We start from the raw sequence: 19958 nt of genomic DNA, 5'->3' as shown, positions 1-19958 counted from the left end.
GGGAGGATTGAGTCCACATCGATAATGATGGCCGAATAATTGGCTTGCGAGGTTGAGAACCATGAAAACGGGACGCATCGTCCTCGCCGTACTGGCGGCTGGGGCTCTGGTGGCCTGTGGCGCTATCAACCAGCCGCACCAAGTTGCCGAAGACATTCGCGTTCTTGCGGATGACGGCGACCATACCTCGCAGGCGCTGAACGCCCTGACCCGCAGCGAGATGACTGAGGCCGAACGCCACGCCCTAGAGGCGCTTCGGCTTAATCCGCGCGACCCCTATGCGCTGTACGTCGCGGGAATGGTCTATCAATTGACTGGCCGCTACGACCTTGCCCGCCAATATTACGAAGCGCTGCTGGCGAATCGCCCCCAGGTCACCCTGACCACCACGGTCCAAGGGATGCCTCAGGTCCGCAGTCTGGCCGATATCGCCCAGGCGAACCTGACCGTCGTCGATCGCCTGACCGGACGCTATATCCCGCGCACCGCAGCACAATCGGGGCGTATGCCCGACCTCAATACCTTGGCCGGAGAGCCGCAGACCCCGGTCGTCGGTCAGCGCGGCCCAATCCAGGCCCAGCCGCTTGACGTAACCGGCGCCCCCGGTCCCGCAATCGGACCGACCGATGGCGACACCAACGTCGCCAGCCGTTTCCGTCTGTTGAAGCATCTGCTCGACGAGGGGCTGATTACTCCCGACGAATATTCCCGCCGCCGCGCCGCCAATCTGGGGGCGCTGCTGCCCTATGCCGTTCCGACGCCTCCGGCACAGGGGCTGAACCGCCCTGCCCCGGACGATTCCCAGGTGATTGACCGACTAAAAGCCCTGACCCGAACGCTGGAAACCCGCGCCATCAGCCCGGACGAACACGCCGCCGAGCGGACGACGATCCTTGATGCCCTGCTGCCCGCGACGCCACGTCAGGTCGAAATGCCGCCCCTGCCGGTCAAGGGCGTCATGGAAGGAGCCGCCGCTGTCGGTCGCGCCGAACGACTGCGCGCCTCTGGACTGATCTCTGCCGAGGAAGCCCGTTCCGAACGTAGCGCGGTCGAACGGCAACTCGACGGGTTGGGAGGGGCCGCCCCGGCCTCGGTCCTGCGTCAGGCCCCAGACAGCGGCCGCGCCAGACCCGCAGCCACAGCAGCAGCAGCAGCAGCACCGACCGGAATCGGCGTGATCCTCGCCACACTCAAAAGCGAAGAGGCCGCCCGGACCGGCTGGGCGCGGATCAAGGCCAAGTTCCCCGAGGAAGTGGGCGGAATGGAAGCCAGCATCTTCAAGGTCGAACTGCCGAAAAAGGGCACCCGCTGGCAGGTGGTCGCCGGACCGATCAAAAGCCGCGAAGAGGCCCGCAAGCTGTGCAAGACGCTGCGGCTCTATCGTCAACCGTGCGATGTTAACGGCTAATCCAACATTCCACCCCACGGCGAGCTAAGCCTGCCGCGCCATCGTCGATTTCGTCACACCAAAAGCGGAGGGGAATCGCAGTCCCCGCTTCCCTTCCGCTGCCGTGCGCGCTAATCAATGCGCCTTTACAATCTCGAAGGAACGCATCCCCATGACGCGCAAGCTGTTCGGCACCGACGGGGTGCGGGGAACCGCCAATACCGAACCGATGACGGCCGAGACCGCCCTGCGGCTGGGCATGGCCGCCGGAAGCCATTTCACCCGAGGCGATCACCGCCACATCGTGGTGATCGGCAAGGACACCCGGTTGTCAGGCTATCTTCTTGAACCGGCACTGACTGCTGGCTTCGTTTCGGTGGGCATGGACGTCATTCTGGTGGGGCCGCTGCCGACTCCGGCAGTGGCGATGCTGACCCGCTCGTTGCGCGCCGATCTGGGCGTGATGATCTCTGCCTCTCACAATCCCTATCACGATAACGGGATCAAGCTGTTCGGCCCCGACGGGTTCAAATTGTCCGACGAGGACGAGCGCACGATCGAAGAGCGGATGGACAACGGGTCCGAAAAGTTCCGCGTTGCTCCCGATCTGCTCGGCCGGGTTCGTCGCCTTGACGATGCCGGCGGACGCTACATCGAATATGCCAAGACGACTTTCCCACGCGGGTTGCGCCTCGACGGGCTGAAAATCGTTGTCGATTGCGCCAACGGTGCCGCCTACAAGGTCGCTCCCACCGTGTTGTGGGAATTGGGTGCCGAAGTGGTGCCGATGGCGGTAACCCCCGATGGCTTTAACATCAACCGCGCTTGCGGCTCGCTGCACACCACCGCATTGGGCGAGCAGGTCGTCGCCCACGGGGCCGACCTTGGCATCGCGCTTGACGGCGACGCCGACCGGGTTGTGCTGTGCGACGAAACCGGGCGTGAGGTCGATGGCGACCAGTTGATGGCGCTGATCGGCGATCTTTGGCACAATTCGGGCCAGTTGCGGGGCGGCGGCGTCGTCGCCACCGTCATGTCGAACCTGGGGCTGGAACGCTTCCTGACGTCACGCGGACTGATCCTGGCTCGCACCCAGGTCGGCGACCGTTACGTCCTCGAACAGATGCGCCGCGACGGCTTTAATGTTGGCGGCGAGCAATCCGGCCACATCATCCTGTCCGATCATTCCACCACCGGCGATGGATTGGTGGCGGCGTTGCAGGTCCTGGCGGCATTGGTTCGCTCGGGCCGCCTGGCCAGCGAAATGCTGCGACTGTTCGAACCGCTGCCGCAATTGCTCCGCAACGTCCGGGTCGAGGGACGGGTCGCCGCAGACATTCTGGCCCAGGATGCGGTCAAAGCGGCGATCGCGGCGGGCGAGGCCAAACTGGTCGGTCAGGGCCGGTTGCTGATCCGCAAGTCGGGAACCGAACCGCTGATCCGGGTGATGGCCGAGGGCGAAGACCCTGCTTTGATCGATACGGTCACCGCCGATATCGTCGACTCGATCCGCCACGCGGCGGCATAGACCGCATCCTCTACGGCGGATTATAACGGTAAAGCCGGGTCGTTCCCCTGTTTCGGAACGTCCCGGCTTTTGTTTGTCCGCCCCCACTCATCCGCGACCGCCACCCGCATAAGCCTGGACGGCAGCGACTCAATCGTATAAAGATATGTTTATATGTTTCTGAATGAGGGGGAGGTGGGGTGGACACGTTGCTAACCGGATTGCGCGCCGCCGCCGAACCGACCCGGTTGCGATTATTGCATGTCCTGGCCGAAGGCGACCTGACCGTTACCGAACTGACCCGCATTCTCGGTCAAAGCCAGCCTCGGGTATCGCGTCACCTCAAACTGATGTGCGATGCCGGTCTGGTTGACCGCTTCCCCGAAGGTGCCTGGGTCTTTCATCGGCTGGCGGCACGGGGGGCGGGAGCGGCTTTGGCCCACCATCTGCTTGATCTGCTGCCATCCGACGATCCGATCCTGGCGTTGGATCGTCAAAGGCTGACAGAAACCCGCACCGCCCGTGCTGAAAAAGCCCAAAGCTACTTCAGTGCCAACGCCTCGCGCTGGGACCGGATGCGTTCGCTCCACGTCGATGAAGCCGAGGTCGAAGCGGCGTTGCTGGCCGCGTTCGGCGACCGCCACCCCCACGAGTTGGTCGATCTCGGCACCGGCACCGGACGAGTTCTGGAACTGCTCGCCTCTCGGGTCGATCATGCCGTCGGCATCGATATGTCGCGTGAAATGCTGGCGGTGGCCCGTGCCAATCTCGACCGCGCCGCTCTCAGCCATTGCATGGTCCGCCAAGGCGACATCACTCAATTACCGCTTCCCGATCTTTCCGCCGACGCCGTAACCATCCATCAAGTGCTGCACTATGCCGCCGAACCCGCCCGTGTGGTGGCCGAAGCCGCCCGCATCCTGGCTCCCGGCGGCCTGATGGTCATCGTCGATTTCGCCCCGCACGAATTAGAAGTCCTGCGCGACCAGCACGCTCACCGTCGCCTTGGCTTCTCCGATTCCGAGGTCGCAGGGTGGCTTGCCGCCGCCAACCTTGAACCCGGCCTGATCACCCACCTGCCGGGCCAATCGCTGACGGTAACGGTCTGGACCGCCGGCAAACACCATCGAGGAGTATCCGCGTGAATCCCGTATCCTCTGTCGAACTGCCGATCGTCGCCGCGCACCGCCCGGTCAGTGTTTCGTTCGAGTTCTTTCCGCCGAAGACCGACAAGATGCTGGAATCGCTGTGGGACGCCGTGCGTCGGTTGGAACCGCTGTCTCCCGCGTTCGTCTCGGTGACGTATGGCGCCGGGGGCGGTACCCGCGACCGCACCCACGAGATCGTCTCGCGCATTGCCCACGAGACCAGCCTGAAGCCAGCCGCTCACCTGACCTGCGTCGGCCATTCTCGGGGCGAGGTGGACGATATTGCCCGACGCTATTGGGATGAGGGAATCCGCCACATCGTCGCCCTGCGCGGCGACATGCCCGATGGCCAGCCCTATCAGCCGCACCCCCAAGGGTACGACTATGCCGTGGATATGGTGGCGGGTCTGAAGCGCATCGCTGATTTCGAAATCTCGGTTGCGGCCTATCCCGAAGCTCATCCAGATGCGCCCTCGCCCGATTTCGACATCGAAAACCTGAAGCGCAAGATCGATGCTGGGGCAACTCGCGCCATCAGCCAGTATTTCTTCGATCCCGCCGTGTTCCTGCGCTTCCGCGACCGCTGCGCCGCCGCCGGAATTTCAGTGCCGATCGCGCCCGGCATCCTGCCGGTGACCAATTTTGCCCAGGTCCAGCGTTTCTCCGCCGCCTGTGGCACCACGGTACCGGATTGGCTGGCGGACCTGTTCGAGGGACTCGACGACGATCCAGAAACCCGCCATCTGGTCGCCGCCACCGTCGCCGCTCAACAATGCCGCATCCTTTCGGCCGCCGGCGTGGATTTGTTCCACTTCTACACGCTGAACCGCGCCGATCTGGTCTATGCGATTTGTCGTGTTCTGGGCGTGCGGCCCCAAACCGCCTGAATAAGACACGCCAGTACCGGGCATCGCCTTTAGATGAGGGGCCAAGCATGATCCAATCGGATCATGCTACCCCAGTTCGATCGTCTCGACCTCGGCAACGTCGATCTCCCACGGGACGAAGACCCGCGACACTCGGGCGAAACGCTCCGGCGCGTCGGTAACCAGGGTACGGATGGTGCCGGGCTGGCCTGACGGATTAGCCAGATGACGGAGCGCCAGCAGATCCTCGACCACCATCGCAGTGGTCGAGGCGGAATCGACCACCGCGACCTCAGGCCCAAGCAGGCGGTGAAACAACGGTGCCAGCGCCGGAAAATGGGTACAGCCCGACAGCAGACAATCCGCGGCGTCGGGACCGGTAAACAGCGGGTCGAGGTAATGGCGGGCGATCTGCTCGGCGATCGGACCGTCGGTCAGCCCCTCTTCGACCATTGAAACAAATAGCGGACAGGGCAGCGCCGTCACCTGCGCGTTGGGACGGGAATGGAGAATGGCGCGGGGATAGACCCCGGCCTGGACGGTGCTTTCGGTCGCGGCAACAACGATCCGTCCCCGCGCCGAAGCGGCAGCGGCAGCGGCAGCCCCCGGCTCGACCACACCGATTACCGGCAAACCGGGAAATTCGGCCCGAAGTGCGTCGAGGGCATGGGCCGACGAGGTATTATCGGCGACCAGCAGCAGCTTAATTCCGAACGACACCAACCGTCGCGATGCCTCCAAGGCATACGCGGAAACGGTCTGGGCGCTTTTGGTGCCATAGGGCAGCCGGGCGGTATCGCCCAAATAGATCAGCGATTCGTCGGGCAGACGCTCGCGCACCGCTTTCAGCACGGTCAGGCCGCCGACTCCGGAATCGAAAATACCGATCGGCAAGCGGGAAAAGTCGTCCATGACCGGGCTCCTGTGTTTTCTGTGGGGGCATTCATATCCGCCCCGGCAGCGCTCCGGCAACCTTGGCGCCCCGATAAGGCCACGACTTTTTCTGGCCTTGGCGCGGAACAGTGGCGGAGGTACCCTTGCCTCCCGCCGGATCAAGGTCGGAGGACCCACTTTTGGACATCGACATCGATATCGACCTTGGCCAGATCACTGCGTTGGTGATCGACGACAACCGCTATGCCCGGTCCTTCATCAAGACAGCCCTAAACTCCTTTGGGCTGCGCACGATCCTTGAAGCCGAGGACGGCCCCACCGGACTCGATCTGCTGGGACGCGAAACGGTCCACTTCGTGATCGTCGCCCAGGATCTCAGCCCGATGAACGGCATCGACTTCACCCGCCAATTGCGCAGTGGCGACATCGTGAGCTGCATCGATATCGCGGTCATCATGATATCGACCGAATCCTCGCGCGAGATGGTGGTCGAGGCCCGGAATTCCGGCGTCACCGAGTTCCTGGTCAAGCCGCTTTCGACCGAGTCTCTGTTCCGCCGCGTGCGCAACGTCCTGGTCAACCCTCGCGCTTTCGTCCAGAGCCAGGACTTCACCGGACCGGATCGGCGATCGCTGACCCTGCCGCCGCCCGACCAAATCGAACGCCGGGTCGCCCCTCCCCTGCCCCGTCCGGTGCCGCTGGTCCAACCCGCAGGTGGACCGATCCGCCTTGTCTCGTCCCCATCGTCGGAACCGCGCCGCGCCCAGCCCACCGTTGACAGCAAAGGCCGCCGCCGCTTCGTGCCGGGCGAGATGATCTTCGCCGAGGGCGAACCGGGCGATGTCGCCTATGTCGTCGAAAGCGGCGTGGTCTCGATCTTTAAACAGGTCGAGGAACACGAGGTCGAATTGGGCCGTATCCGCACGAACGGCGTCTTCGGCGAGATGGCCCTGATCGACGGCGAACCCCGGATGGCTGCCGCCCGCGCCGTCGAGGATACCGTTTGTCTGGTGATCCCGATGGCGGCGCTACGAACCCAGTTGGGCAAGACTCCTGAACTGGTGATCCTGGTGATGGAAACCTTGCTGCATGATATCCGCCGGATGGGCCGCGAGTTGGGCCAGATCCGCGCCATCCTGGAACGAAAACGCGCCGAGGAGACAGTCTCCCCGGCGCGCAACGACCCATCCTGATCCCAGGCTCTAACGCTTGATCTGGATCAGTTCGTCAAGCATCTGGTCGGCGGTGGTGATGATCTTCGCCGCCGCCGAATAAGCCCGCTGGGTCACGATCATCGTCGTGAACTCGGTACCGATATCGACGGTCGAGGATTCCAGCGACGAAGCGCTAACTGCCGCCGCCCCAGCGTCCTGAGCCGAACGCAGGGTATAGGTTCCCGACGTATTGGTCTCGATCCAGGAATTGCCGCTTTTTGCTTCCAACCCGTTGGGATTGGTAAAGGTCGCGACCGGGATCTGGAACACCGGACGCCGCACACCATTGTCGAACAACGCCGTCACCACACCATCGGCCCCGACCGAAACACCGGTAAAGTTACCGAACTTGGCTCCATCGGCCGTCGTGAAGGCGGTGGTGTATTTATCGCCCAACTGGGTCAGGCCGTCGCTGACCGACGTGTTGCCGAGGAACAGAGTGATCTGGTGGTTAGCGCTGGTACCGTTCGGAACGGCCGTCATGCTCTGAGCACCGTTAGCCCAAGCGATCGAGATCTTCGGCTGCGGCGCGATCCGGCCAGAGGTGCCGGAGGTGCTACCTGCCCCCATGATATTCTTGGGGGTACCGTCGCCGTTGAACGTCACCGCCGGAGATGACGTCACCGTAATTCCGCGCAAGGTGAATGCCCCGGTGACATCATCGGAAGAGGGGATCGAGGTGCTCCACTGATGCGTCTCGGACTGGCTGCAATATGTCTTCAATGTCTGACCGCCTGACCTGACGGCAAGACCGTTTAGATTAAAGACAATGTTGCTGGCGACGTTCTTGTCCTGAACGATCTCAACGGTTGCGCCGTTGCCACGGAACAAAGGCCGCGCGCCGGGCTTCGGAATAACCGATGTCACGTTCCAATTATCGGCATTGTTCAGCGCGGACGCGATCCGCGTCGAGAGTGTGGCACCGTAATCCGAAGTGATGTTGTCGAGTTTGACCGTGATGTCGCTTCCAACCACAGGCCCCTGGCCGTTCAGGCTGAACCCGATCGTCATCGAGTTCGGCGGGATGGAGATGGAAAAACTCCGATTGACCATATCCGCCAGATCGGCCGCGTTGTTGATATTGAAATCCATCCGCCCCTGGGAGGCATAGACCCCGGTCCCGGACGGATCGAACACATCAAGCGTCGCCGCTCCCGCAGGCGGAGTGATGCCGCGCTGTTCCTCGAACGGAGTCGTATTCACCACCAGAACGTCGCACGGAGTGAGCGTTGCACTCATCGTCGTGGCGGGAAGAGGATCGGCCGCGTAGCCGGTAACCTGATAGTATCCCGTGTTGCCTGCGGCATCGCTGACCTGGATGATGGAATTGCTCAACGAAGCCACTGTCGGCGCGGTCGCCCCCGGAAAGGTGAGCGTGTTGGCAGAGAAGGTGCACCCGGCGAATTGCTTGGTCGATCCGTTCAGATTAATGCTGATCGTCGATCCCACCGCAGGCCAAGACGAGTTGAAGGCGGGCGAGGTCGTGCCACCCGACCCGGCCAGATAGGTCTGGTTGTTGGCGGCATCTTCGGCTGCACTGACGGTAAAAGATGTGCCGGCGGGAACCTGATTATAGATTGTGGTGGCGGGCGTCGCGGCGGGAGGCGTTGCGATCACACCGGCCGAGGCAAAAAACGCGACCTTGCCGCCAAAGGCAACCGGGGTGGCGGAACCATTGGCTCCACCTGGGATCGCGATCGCGGCCGATGTATCCGGGCTATTGGTCGTATCGACAAGAACGCGAGCCGAATTCAAATAATTCGTTTTGGTCTGGATGTCCCACTGGTTGGCGTTGGTCTTGGACCAATTGACGATCAGACTGTGGGTTGATCCCAACGAATCGTAAATCTGCACATTGGTCTGACGCAGCCCACCCGAGCCTGCGACCGCCGGATTGAACACTCCATCGCTGGCAGGCAGATTCAGGCCAAGCTTGATCTGGGTGGTCGGATCGGCAGTTCCGCCAATCGTCTTCAGGTTAAGCGATTTCAGTTCCGACGGATTGACGATGTTCTGATTGATGTAATGGAACGCGCCAGTTTGATCCTTATAGGCCTTCATATAGGTCAGGCCATCGATCTGGGTCTCGGCCGGGCGGGCTTCGGCGCTGTTATCGGTGGGAGTCAGCGGCCAGCCCTGAAGGTAATAGCCCGACACGTTTTGCAGATAGCCCTGCTTGTCGGTCTTGAACGACCCGGCGCGGGTGTACTGGAAGCTACCATTGCCGGAACTGGCCGGATCGGGATCTGTGTTGACCACGAACATCCCGCCCCCGGCCAGAGCCAGATCGGTAGTGCTGGAAGTCGCCTGCAACAATCCCTGGGTATCGATGCCAGCGCGAGGCTTAGACATCACACCACCCGGAGAATATTCGGTCAGACCGGCATTGTTGGTCACCAGGGTCTGGAAATTGACCTGAGTTCCCTTGTAACCAATCGTATTAACGTTTGAAATGTTGTCGGAGATCGCCCCCATCGCACTTGACTGCGAGGAGAGGCCCGAGACACCCGAGTACAGCGCGCCATACAAACTCATGACTTCCTCCTCACATTACGGGGTAGTGGTCGAACCCGAGCCGGACGATCCCGAACCTGAACCAGTGGAACCCGAACCAGACCCCGTCGATCCTGAACCTGTCGATCCTGAACCTGTCGCTGCTTTCTGGGCCTCTAACAGGGCCTGATATTGCGCCATCGACGCCTGATATTGCGCCTGGGCGGCGGCAAGCTGGGTAGACTTCAACGTGCTGTCGGCATTGACGCCGAGTATCTTATCCACGGTCACGGTCACCTTGGCCCCGGCGGTTCCCGCGCCCATTTCCAGGGTGGTGCCGTTGGTCACGTCGTTGGTGACTTTGGTCACCTGACCGAACGAGGTGATTGTCGGCGTGATGTCCGCGCCGTTCTTATCCTTGGCCGCGACGGTAACGGTATAGATGCCGTCATCCTGGGTCTTGCCGCTGCTATCGACACCGTTCCAGGTCAGATCGTGACGACCGGCTGTCATATCGCCCGTTGTCTTGTAGACCACGGTTCCCGCGGAATTCTTGATCTGGATATCGCACGAACTGGCAACCTGCGGCAGAGTATACGAGAAGGTTCCAGAATGCCCCTGAACCGGAAGCTGGTTCCCCGACACTTCAACCAACTCGCCCAGATAATTGACCGCCTGCGCCGTCTGGGATGACTGTTGAAAGGTCAGCATCTTTTCAAGATTGCTGTTGGTATTGATCTGCTGTTCGACGCCCGCATACTGAACCAGCTGGCTGGTGAACTGCGTCGAGTCCATCGGCGACAACGGATCCTGATGCTTCAGCTGGGTCGTCAGCATGGTCAGGAAGGTGTTGAAGTTCGTCGTGAGTGAAGTCCGACCCGCATTGCTTTTGCTGGTGCTGCTGTTCGCCGTCCCTGTGGAGGAGGTCGAGGCGGCGGCTGTTGCGTCAACGGCCATGACGGCTACTCCTTAGACCGAGATATCGACGCCGGAGCGTCCATTGGTTGCGCGCGCTGCGTTCGCCTGAGCCTGAGCGGCGGCGAGAAGATCGGCTTCGGTTCCAAAACCGCCCCCGCCCTCTCCCTGTCCACGGTTGTGGCCCGAACGCGCCTGCTGTTCCGCATTACGATTGGCGGCCTGTTGCTGTTGCTGATCGCCGCCACGCAGATTGAAGCTGGTGGTCGAAGAATCCGGTTTCAGACCGGCATCCTCCAGTGCCTTTTCCAGCCCACGAGAGTCCTTTTGCAGCATTGCCAGAGTCTCGGGCTTATCGGCGGTGACGGTCGCCGTCACCTTTCCATCGGTACCGACATCAAGCTTGATCTCGATTCGGCCGAGATCGAGCGGACGCAGTTGAATCTTGACGGTATCGGAGCCTTCCTTAACCGCCTTATCGATCTGAACGTTGATCTGATCCTGCACCTGAGCAGGCATCGGCACGCGGGGGACGCGAAGAGCCTGCGTGGCAACGGTCGGGGTGCTTTTGTCGGCGGCTTGGGCACCGGCAAGCGCGGTCAGACTGGCAACGGGGCGAGTCGTCTCGGGCGCTGCGGCAGTCGCGCCGCTTGCCTCGCTCTGGGCCGCCAGGATCGCGGCGAAGGCGTCGGCGGGTTGTTTGGCTGTTTGCTGGGCGGGGGCGCCCTCGCCTTCGGCAGGAGACGCCGAAGCGTTGACGTTCTGAGGCTGCGTTTGCGCCTGAGCACCAAAGCGTGCGTTAGGATCTTGCCCACCCTGACCAGCACCCGGCTGGCCGTTGCCCTGCCCGGCAAGTGCGGCAAGGTCGGGCTGCGCGGCATTATCGGCCACGGCGGCAGCCTGGGACACGGCGGCATCGGAACCGCCCGTGGTCTGAACCTTGACCTGGATCGCGGCGCCGGTATCAGGCAACCGCGCAGCCAGATCCGCGGCCTGATCGCGAACCGCATCGGAATGGGCTGCCTTGGCGCTGTCGGACGCGATGGCAGATTGGGCTGATTTCGCCTGCTGGGCCGTCAGATCGGCAACCAGGGATCCGGCATCGGCGGCATCGGCGGCGGCCTGTTCCGCAGCCGAACCGGCAGAGGGCTGCGGCGAACGCGGAGCCGACGTAGAACCGTTGGCTTGAGCGAGCTGATCGGGCCGGGACTGACCGGCCTGAGCGGTCTCGGCCTGGGTCGTGGCAGCATCCTCCGCGACCTGAGCGGCCTGAGGCTGGACCGGAGCGACAACCAATTCGGCATTCACCACCGGAGCCTCGGGCGGCGGAGCGACATTGGCAACGACAGCCTGAGGCTGATCGTCATCGGTCTTCTTGCTGGAACGGGTATCGGCCTTATCGGCCACACGCGGGCTATCGTCGGAAGCGGTGCTGCTGGCACGTGCCGGAACGGAATCGGCAGAAGAATCGTCATTGGCTCGGTCGGACTGAACGGCCCGATCACTGCGCGAAGACGTCGCCGCGCTCTGGTCCTGGCGTGAGGACCGGTCAGCCTTGGCCGAATTCTTGTCCGTCCGGGCGGGCGTATCGGTATCGCGAGTCGAACGCGGCTCGTCTGCCCTGGTATCGGCACGGACCGAGTTGAAATGAGCGGCGAGAGCCGAATTGGCCGACATCACCGTCGGCTGGGAGCCAAAACGCTGCGACGCCTGCCGCAGCACGGCAACGAACGCATCGTCGGCCGTCACAGCCGATCCCTGGCGGTCCTGGGCCGTCGGGGTCGTTGAGCTATCAGCCGCCGTCCGTTTGTCGATCGATTGCACGGTCATGGTTACGTCCCCGCACTGGGTTAGTCGCCACCGCAACCCAGCAAGAGACGGGCCAATTAACTGGAATAAATTAACGCCTTGATTTTATTTTATTTTTACCCAGGCACATCCTTCCGATAGCGGCGGAAAGGCAAAAAGTGCCGGGCGGCGAGGAAAAGCCTGCCGGTATCAATCGGTCGCGATCACCGCCGCCTCCAAACGTGTCGCCAGAGCGTGAACTTCGTCCACCACCTGCTCCAGCACTGCGGCTTGTGAACCGCGTGCCACGATTGAGACGCGAGGGCCGTCCTCGGCGAAGGTTGGATAGCTGCCGATCTCAACCTCGGGGTGACGGGATTGAATCTCAGTCAGCTGATCGGCAAGGTCGCCTTCGCGCGCCACCATCGTCACCGAGCGCGATTGCAACGGCGCACCAGCGGCCAGACTTGGTTTCAACGAGTGGAACATCGCCTGAAGGATGCTGGGCACTCCGGCCAGGACAAAGACATTACCGATCCGAAATCCCGGCGCCTGACTGACCGGATTGTCGATCAGGCTGGCTCCGGCGGGAATGTCAGCCATTTTCAGCCGAGCGGCGTTGAGATCCTCGCCACGATGACGCAGGGCGAGACGCCGCACCGCTTCGGGATCGCGGACCAGCGCGACGCCGAAGGCGGCGGCAACGGCGTCCGAAGTGATGTCGTCGTGAGTCGGTCCAATGCCACCGCTGGTAAAGACATAGGTATAGCGGGAGCGGAGCGCATCCAGCCCGGCAATAATATCGGCGGTGTCATCGCGGACGACGCGGACCTCGGCCAGCGGAATGCCAAGTGCCCCCAGTTCCGTGGCAAGAAACTGGATATTGGCGTCGCGAGTACGCCCCGATAAAATTTCGTTGCCGATTACCAATATCGCCGCGTCGGTCATCGCGTCCTCCCGTTTCTCCCTGGTGACATCATACCCATTCCCGCAGGATTGCCACCAGCGGGATATCCGCGGGCGGCATCGGCAGATCGGCCAGCCGGGCGGCACGAACCCAGCGTAGCGACTGCCCCTCGCGGGGGGTGGGCGTGCCCTGCCACACCCGCACCACGTAAAGCGGCATCAGCAGATGAAAGGTGTCATAATCGTGCGAGGCAAATGCCACCGGCGCCAGACAGCTCTCCGTGACGTCAAGCCCTAGCTCCTCATTCAACTCGCGGACCAGGGCTTGTTCCGGCGTTTCGGATGGGGCGACCTTGCCGCCAGGAAATTCCCACAAACCCGCCATCGTCTTGCCGGGGGGCCGGGTCGTCATCAACACCCGTCCGTCGCCATCGACCAACGCCGCCGCAACCACCAGAACGTGCGGCCGGGCGACATGGGCGGCCGTCCACTCGAGCCGCTCCAGCGCAAAGCGCGGCGATACCACGCTCTCGCCGCGCTCGGGCATGGCGCACGGACCGCATCCATCGGCAACAAAGCCCAGTTTGGCCAGCACCCGCTTCGACGCCGCATTGTCGGGATGAACCTGAGCCCACACCTTGGCAAAGCCCAACGTTTCGAACAGATGGCGGATCAGACGGCGCAACGCCTCGACGACATAGCCCCGCCCCCAATGCGCACGGCCGATCCAATAGCCCAGTTCGGGCGTTCCGTCGGCCTCCAGCCCGAAACCAACACAGCCAATCACCGCTCCGTCCAGCGTCCGTTCTAGCACCAGGGCAACCCCCTGCCCGCTTTGGCGACGACGCTCCTGCTCGGCGACAAAGGCAACGGCATCAGCTTGCCCATAAGGATGCGGAATCCGCGCCGTCAGCCGCACCACCTCCCAATCATCCAGAAGCGGCGGCAGGCTCTCGGCATCGGCGGCAGTGGGAAGGCGCAGCAACAGCCGGGCGGTACGCAGCCGGTGCCCTGCCCAGACACTGCCCGCTTGGCGGCAACCCGCTTCGTTCGTCAAGAGAGGAGGCTCCTTCTCGTCCATCATCGGTTCAAGACCGACAGGATGGCACGCCCATCCGCCCCGTCAAGCGAACCGAAGCGCAGCGACTGGCGCATTGAGCGCCCGCGACTGAGGCGATGAACCGAAGCGCAGCGACTGAAGTTATAAAACAAACGACTACGGTTCGTGACAGGGCGCGCATTCCCGGATACTCTGCGTCCCCTCTTGGATCTAAAATAATGAAGACAGGTAGCGATCGCTCCACGATGACCGTCGGCGAGGAATTCGCCATCGCAATGAAAGCCTGGGAAGCCGGCGACCGTGCCGAGGCGCGACGGCTGGGGAGACGGCTTGCCACCCGGCACCCCGAATTTGGCGGCGCTCATTATCTCCTTGGTCTGATTGCTCAACAACAAGGACAGATCGCCAAGGCGGTCGAACACCTGATGCGGGCCGTTGCCGCCGATCCCCGCCAGCCGGTGCCGCGTCTGGCTCTGGGCCGGGCGCTGGAAGCGCAGGGAAATTTGGATGCCGCTGGCCTGCACTATCGCGCCGTATTGGACGCCATTCCCACCCACGCCGAAGCCCATGCCCGACTGGGCGAAATTCTGGGGCGAAGCGGGCAGCGCGACGAAGCGATCGACCATTGCCGCCGCGCCGTCGCCGCCAACCCCCGCCACGCCGAAGCACTGTGCTGTCTTGGCTCGCTGTTACATGAAGCCGGTCAGTCGGACGAAGCTGCCGTGTTTCTTGAGCGCGCCCTGGAATTACGTCCAAGTTGGGCAACGGCACTTTATAACTATGGATTGGTGCTGATCGCCCGCGACCGTCTGTCGGCGGCTCTGACCATTCTGACCGGCGCCGCAGAGTTGCGGCCCAACCATGCGGCCACCGCCGCCGCCTTGGCCGGGGCGTTGCGACGGCTGAACCGGCTGGACGAAGCCCGCAGTGAGGCCGAGCGCGCCACCCAGCTGGCGGCGCAGGACAGCGCGGGTTGGCTGGAACTGGGGCTGATCCGGGTGGCCCAGAACAGCCATGACGGCGCAGCGGCCGCGTTCGAGCGGGTCGTATCGATCGAACCGAAGTCAGTTCAGGCGCATTGGTGTCTGGCCGAGAGCCGCCGGGCGCTGGGACAGATCGACCGGGCGGCAATTCACTACGACATCTGTCTGCGGCTTGACCCCGCCGACCGGGTCGGTGCGGCGCTGGGACTGGCCCAAGTCGGAGCCGCCGCCCCGCCCGAGCGAGCGCCCGACGCCTATGTCCGCCAGTTGTTCGACGATTACGCCAGCCATTTCGAATCCGCTCTGGTCGATGGCCTGGGCTATTGCGGCCCCGAGCAGGTGGGCGAGATTCTGTCCCGTGTGCTGGAGCGCCGCGAGGGATTGGAGATACTCGACGCCGGTTGTGGCACCGGACTGGCCGCGCCAGTGCTGCGACCACTGGCGGCACGGTTGGACGGGCTGGACATCTCGTCGGGGATGGTCGATCGAGCCAGACGACGCGGCTTGTACGACAGCCTGGAGGTCGGCGAACTGATCGCCGGACTGTCGGCGCGGCAGGCGCGTTACGACGTGGTCGCCGCCGCCGATGTGCTGGTCTATTTCGGCGCGTTGGGGCCATTGCTGGCGGCGGCGGCGCAGGCACTGAAGCCCGGTGGCGTATTCGCCTGTACCCTGGAACGCTGTGACGATCAAGACTACCGCTTAGGGGCTGGCAATCGTTATGCTCACAGCGCGGGCTATGTCGAGGCACAGGCCAAGGCGTGCGGGTTTGCGGTGGTGCTGTTCGAGCCGGCGGTCAGCCGCCGCGAAGCGGGACTCGACGTTCCCGGATGGGTGGCAGCCCTACGTCTGACCGCGTGAAATCTCTAGCCGCGCCGGACTCCCGCAGCTACTTTGCGGCTTTCATGCCCCTGATGGATTCCCCCCGATGTGCGGTTTCGCCGGTTTTTTCGACCTGTCCGCCCGGACTCCAGACCCCGCCGCCACGGCGGGAGCGATGGCCGCGACCCTGATCCATCGCGGCCCGGACGATCACGGCACCTGGAACGACGACGAGGCCGGACTGGCGCTCGGCTTTCGCCGCCTGTCGATTCTCGACCTGTCGCCGCAGGGACACCAGCCGATGGTCTCGCACGATGGCCGTTGGGTCGTGGTCTTCAATGGCGAGATCTATAACCATGCCGAACTGCGCGCACGGTTGGGCCGCGATACGGCTTGGCGCGGCCGTTCCGATACCGAAGTCCTGCTCGAAGCGGTGGCTGCGTGGGGACCCGAGCGCGCGGTCGAGCGCTTCGACGGCATGTTCGCCTTCGCCGTATGGGACCGGGCCGAACGACGGCTGACCCTGGGCCGCGACCGCTTCGGCGAAAAGCCGCTTTATTGGGCTTTGTCCGACGGAGTGATGCTGTTCGGTTCGGAACTGCGCGCGCTCGCGGTTCATCCCGCCTGGAACGGAGCGATCGACCGCGACGCACTGGCCCTTTATCTGCGGATGGGCTGGATTCCGGCCCCGCACACAATCCATCGCCGTGCGCGCAAGCTGGAACCCGGCACGTTGATGACCGTCACCGCAGACGGCAACGTCACCACCACCCGCTACTGGTCGGCGCAAGAGCGCGCCGCCGAGATGGCCGGGCGCTTCACCGGCAGCCGCGACGACGCCGTGCATCAGCTTGAAGAGTTGCTGCGCCGCTCGGTCGCCTTGCGGATGCAGGCCGACGTGCCGGTGGGCGTGTTCCTGTCGGGTGGAATCGATTCGTCGCTGACGGCTGCGCTGATGAGCCGCCTGAGCGACCGCCCGGTTCACTCTTTCACGGTCGGGTTTGATCAAGCTGGTCTCGACGAAAGCGCCCATGCGCGGGCCGTCGCCAAACATCTGGGCACCATCCACACCGAACTTCGGGTCGGCGAAGATGAAGCCCTGACGATGGTTCCAGACCTGCCACGGCTGTTCGACGAGCCGTTTGCCGACCCGGCGGCTCTGCCCACTGCCCTGCTGGCCCGAATTACCCGCAAACATGTGACGGTGGCTCTGTCCGGCGATGGTGCCGACGAATTGTTCGGCGGCTATGGGATCTATCGCTCTCTGCCCGCCGACTGGACCCGTCTGAGCCGGATTCCCGCGCCGCTGCGTCGCGGACTGGCGACCGGAGCACGGCTCCTGGCCGGGCCGGCGGAGAGCCTGGCTCGTGTCGGTGCCGCCTTCCGCCGTCGCCGCAGCCATCCGGGCTATCGCCTGGGCCGTGCCGCTGAAGCATTCAGTGCCGGAAGCCTGGCCGAATTGCTGTCGCTGCATTACACCCGCTGGCGTGGCATGCCCTCCCCGGTTCCGCTGGCGCAGACGCTGGAACCGTTTGGCACGGCGGCCCCGCTGGCCGACCCGGCGCTGGCGGTAATGCTGCTGGATGTCGGCCTGTATCTGGCCGACGATTTGTGCGTCAAGACCGACCGGACGACGATGGCTTCGTCGCTGGAAGCGCGGTTGCCGTTCCTCGGTAACGAGATCGCCGATTTCGCATGGAGCCTGCCGTCCGACTTCAAGATCAACGGCGGCACCGGCAAGGCGGTGTTGCGCGACGTGCTGTTCCGGCATGTTCCGCGCGCCCTGGTCGATCGTCCCAAGATGGGATTCGAGGTGCCGGTCGGAAAATGGTTGAGGGGGCGGTTGCGCCCTTGGGCCGACGACATGCTGTCCGAGGCCCGGCTGTCGCGCCAGGGCTGGTTGAACGCCCCCTTAGTGGCGCAATGCTGGCGCGAGCACCGCTCGGGGGCCAAATCCTGGCAGACCGAGCTGTGGCACGTTCTGATGTTCCAGGCCTGGCTGGAGGGACGGGAATGATGCCGTTCACAACGCTTGAAACCGAACGGACGATCATGCGCATTCTGTGCTGCGAATTGCGGTCCAGATCCGCTATCACCCCCGATCAGTTGCGGAACCGGATACTATGCGCCTGTCGCCCCTGTTAAGCGGCTATATCGCCCGCCAGTTCATCGTCTCCTTCGCTGCCGTGCTGGCGGTGATTCTGGGGATGATTCTGCTGTTCGACGTGATCGAGCTGATTCGTCGCGCCGCCGGTCGGCCCGATCTCGGGATGGGGCTGATTCTGCTGATGGCGGTGCTGAAGCTGCCACAAATGCTCCATACCATCCTGCCCTTCGCGGTGATGATCGGATCGATGATCTGTTTCTGGCGGCTGACCCGCTCGCATGAACTGGTGGTAGCGCGGGCCGCCGGGGTGTCGGTGTGGCAGTTCATCGCTCCGGTCATGGGAGTGGTGGTGCTGTTTGGCGCGATTGAAATCACCATCTTCAACCCACTGGCGGCCGCGATGTTCGACCGCTATGACCGCCTGCAAGACGAGATGTTGCGCGGTAACAAGACCGCGTTCGATTTGTCCGAGGTCGGGCTGTGGTTGCGGGAACCCCATAATGATGGGGAGATGGTCGTCCATTCGCTTGAAGTGCGGCAGGAGGGGCTGACCCTGCTGATGCGCGACGCCCAGTTCTTCCTGTACGATCGTCCAGATCATTTCTCGCGCCGGATCAGTGCTGAAACCGCCACTCTGGCCGATGGCGCGTTCGATGTCCGCCGCGCCTGGGTGATGGAAGCAGGGCGGCCATCGGAATTCGTCGAGACGATGCGGATTCCGACTCAACTGACCCTTGAACGCATCCACGATAATTTCGCCTCGCCCGAAACTCTGTCGTTCTGGCAGTTGCCCGGCTTCATCCACTTCTTCGAGCGGGCGGGCTTCACCGCCAACAAGCACCGGCTTTACCTGAACTCGCTGCTGGCCTCGCCGCCGCTCTATGGTGGCATGGTGTTGATGGCCGCTCTGTTCTCTCTCAATCCCAACCTGCGCTCGGGTGGATTGACGGCGCGGGTCGGCGGCGGGGTGGCAACTGGATTCGCCGTCTATTTCTTCTCGCGGGTCGTCTATGCCCTGGGCCTGTCGGCGACCTTGCCGCAATTTCTGGCCGCCTGGTCGCCCGCTGTGCTCGCCGGTCTGGTCGGGATGGCCGGGCTGTTTCACCTTGAGGACGGCTGAACATGGGGGATCGAACTCAGCGGGTGCTTAGGATCGCCGTATGGGGACTCCCGCTGGCGCTGCTGCTGGCGGTGATCCTGTTTCCCCAGATCGAGATCGGGCTGACTCGCAGCTTCTTCGATGCGGAACAGAGCTATTTCCCCTTCCGCGTCGCCCCGTTGGGCGATTTCGTCCGCAAGATCCTACCGATTTTCCTGTTCGCACTGGCGGCAGCGGTTGCAATCCTTGGCGTGATCGCTGCGATCAGGCACCGGCCGATACTGGGGGTCGGGCCGCGCGTTGCGCTATATCTGCTGGCGACCCTGGCGCTGGGGCCGGGGTTGGTGGTCAATGTCGTCCTCAAGGATCATTGGGGCCGTCCCCGTCCATCGACGATCGCCGAATTCTCCGGCCCCAACACCTATGTCCTGCCGTTCGTTCCCTCTAATCAGTGCGACGATAATTGCTCGTTCCCGTCCGGGCATGCCGCCTTAGGCTTCTGGACCGTCGCATTCGCGCTACTGTCACCGCCACGACGGCGACACCTTTCGGTAGCTTCTGCGTTGATTTTTGGATCAATGGTTGGGCTGGCGCGGATCGCTCAAGGCGGCCATTTTCTGTCGGATGTGCTGGTTTCGGGACTGCTGGTCAGCGGTCTTTGCCTGTGGCTGCACCAAACCTTGATCAAACGAGAGGTTTTCTGGCCAGCAAAAAAACTTGGTTCGACGTCACTTTGATCGCCGTAATCCCCTAGGCGACGAGGCTTTCT

Annotated in this window: 15 protein-coding genes and 1 pseudogene; 9 read left to right on the top strand and 7 right to left on the bottom strand. The window is 63.2% G+C overall.

Going from position 1 to position 19958, the window contains the following annotated elements; all coding sequences use genetic code 11:
- Window positions 1-61: 61 nt before the first annotated feature.
- The 4 genes from PHAMO_RS08155 (at window position 62) to metF (ending at window position 4929) form a co-directional block, all read left to right on the top strand.
- Window positions 62-1408, top strand: coding sequence for an SPOR domain-containing protein (locus tag PHAMO_RS08155; protein ID WP_002728250.1), 1347 nt, complete (start codon window positions 62-64; stop codon window positions 1406-1408).
- Between the two features lie 151 nt (window positions 1409-1559).
- The gene (gene glmM / locus PHAMO_RS08150; protein WP_002728248.1) at window positions 1560-2915 is read left to right on the top strand and encodes a phosphoglucosamine mutase; all 1356 of its coding nucleotides are present in this window, start codon (window positions 1560-1562) and stop codon (window positions 2913-2915) included.
- Window positions 2916-3094: 179 nt separating this feature from the next.
- A complete protein-coding gene (locus PHAMO_RS08145) occupies window positions 3095-4039 on the top strand; it encodes an ArsR/SmtB family transcription factor (RefSeq protein ID WP_002728246.1) in 945 nt (314 codons plus the stop codon).
- On the top strand, window positions 4036-4929 hold the full coding sequence (gene metF, locus PHAMO_RS08140; RefSeq protein WP_002728244.1) for a methylenetetrahydrofolate reductase: 894 nt from the start codon (window positions 4036-4038) through the stop codon (window positions 4927-4929). Before PHAMO_RS08145 ends, metF begins: the two co-directional genes overlap by 4 nt.
- Window positions 4930-4995: 66 nt before the next feature.
- On the opposite strand, the gene murI is transcribed toward metF, so the two are convergent.
- Entirely contained in the window at window positions 4996-5820 is an 825-nt protein-coding gene (murI, locus tag PHAMO_RS08135) for a glutamate racemase (protein ID WP_002728241.1), read from the bottom strand.
- Window positions 5821-5981: 161 nt separating this feature from the next.
- Here murI and PHAMO_RS08130 point away from each other — a divergent pair, with 161 nt between their 5' ends.
- Window positions 5982-6995, top strand: a complete 1014-nt coding sequence (locus PHAMO_RS08130) for a cyclic nucleotide-binding domain-containing protein (protein ID WP_002728239.1) — start codon at window positions 5982-5984, stop codon at window positions 6993-6995.
- 9 nt (window positions 6996-7004) lie between these two features.
- Here PHAMO_RS08130 and PHAMO_RS08125 read toward each other — a convergent pair whose 3' ends face one another.
- The 6 genes and pseudogenes from PHAMO_RS08125 to PHAMO_RS20450 all read right to left on the bottom strand — a co-directional run.
- A complete protein-coding gene (locus tag PHAMO_RS08125) occupies window positions 7005-9551 on the bottom strand; it encodes a flagellar hook-basal body complex protein (RefSeq protein WP_002728237.1) in 2547 nt (848 codons plus the stop codon).
- A gap of 15 nt (window positions 9552-9566) precedes the next feature.
- Entirely contained in the window at window positions 9567-10466 is a 900-nt protein-coding gene (locus PHAMO_RS08120; RefSeq protein WP_002728235.1) for a flagellar hook assembly protein FlgD, read from the bottom strand.
- A 12-nt stretch (window positions 10467-10478) separates the two neighbouring features.
- Window positions 10479-12254: a flagellar hook-length control protein FliK gene (locus tag PHAMO_RS08115; protein ID WP_002728234.1), complete on the bottom strand. Its 1776-nt coding sequence runs from the start codon at window positions 12252-12254 to the stop codon at window positions 10479-10481.
- 168 nt (window positions 12255-12422) lie between these two features.
- Complete coding sequence (locus PHAMO_RS08110) at window positions 12423-13160, bottom strand: competence/damage-inducible protein A (RefSeq protein ID WP_002728232.1); 738 nt, start codon at window positions 13158-13160, stop codon at window positions 12423-12425.
- 28 nt (window positions 13161-13188) lie between these two features.
- A complete protein-coding gene (locus PHAMO_RS20455) occupies window positions 13189-13623 on the bottom strand; it encodes a (deoxy)nucleoside triphosphate pyrophosphohydrolase (RefSeq protein WP_456085332.1) in 435 nt (144 codons plus the stop codon).
- A gap of 78 nt (window positions 13624-13701) precedes the next feature.
- A pseudogene (locus tag PHAMO_RS20450) lies at window positions 13702-14199 on the bottom strand (GNAT family N-acetyltransferase); the annotation flags it as partial.
- Window positions 14200-14396: 197 nt separating this feature from the next.
- Here PHAMO_RS20450 and PHAMO_RS08100 point away from each other — a divergent pair.
- The 4 genes from PHAMO_RS08100 to PHAMO_RS08085 all read left to right on the top strand — a co-directional run bounded on the left by PHAMO_RS08100 (window position 14397) and on the right by PHAMO_RS08085 (window position 19926).
- The gene (locus PHAMO_RS08100; protein ID WP_002728227.1) at window positions 14397-16022 is read left to right on the top strand and encodes a tetratricopeptide repeat protein; all 1626 of its coding nucleotides are present in this window, start codon (window positions 14397-14399) and stop codon (window positions 16020-16022) included.
- A 67-nt stretch (window positions 16023-16089) separates the two neighbouring features.
- Window positions 16090-18000, top strand: a complete 1911-nt coding sequence (asnB, locus tag PHAMO_RS08095; RefSeq protein WP_002728224.1) for an asparagine synthase (glutamine-hydrolyzing) — start codon at window positions 16090-16092, stop codon at window positions 17998-18000.
- A gap of 106 nt (window positions 18001-18106) precedes the next feature.
- Entirely contained in the window at window positions 18107-19210 is a 1104-nt protein-coding gene (gene lptG / locus PHAMO_RS08090) for an LPS export ABC transporter permease LptG (RefSeq protein WP_002728222.1), read from the top strand.
- 2 nt (window positions 19211-19212) lie between these two features.
- A complete protein-coding gene (locus PHAMO_RS08085; protein WP_002728220.1) occupies window positions 19213-19926 on the top strand; it encodes a phosphatase PAP2 family protein in 714 nt (237 codons plus the stop codon).
- Window positions 19927-19958: the final 32 nt, after the last annotated feature.

It is taken from the genome of Magnetospirillum molischianum DSM 120 (genome assembly GCF_000294655.1).
Classification (GTDB): Bacteria; Pseudomonadota; Alphaproteobacteria; order Rhodospirillales; family Magnetospirillaceae; genus Phaeospirillum; species Phaeospirillum molischianum.
Note: the sequence above shows the minus strand (reverse complement) of the source record. Positions and strands in the feature narration are given on the sequence as shown.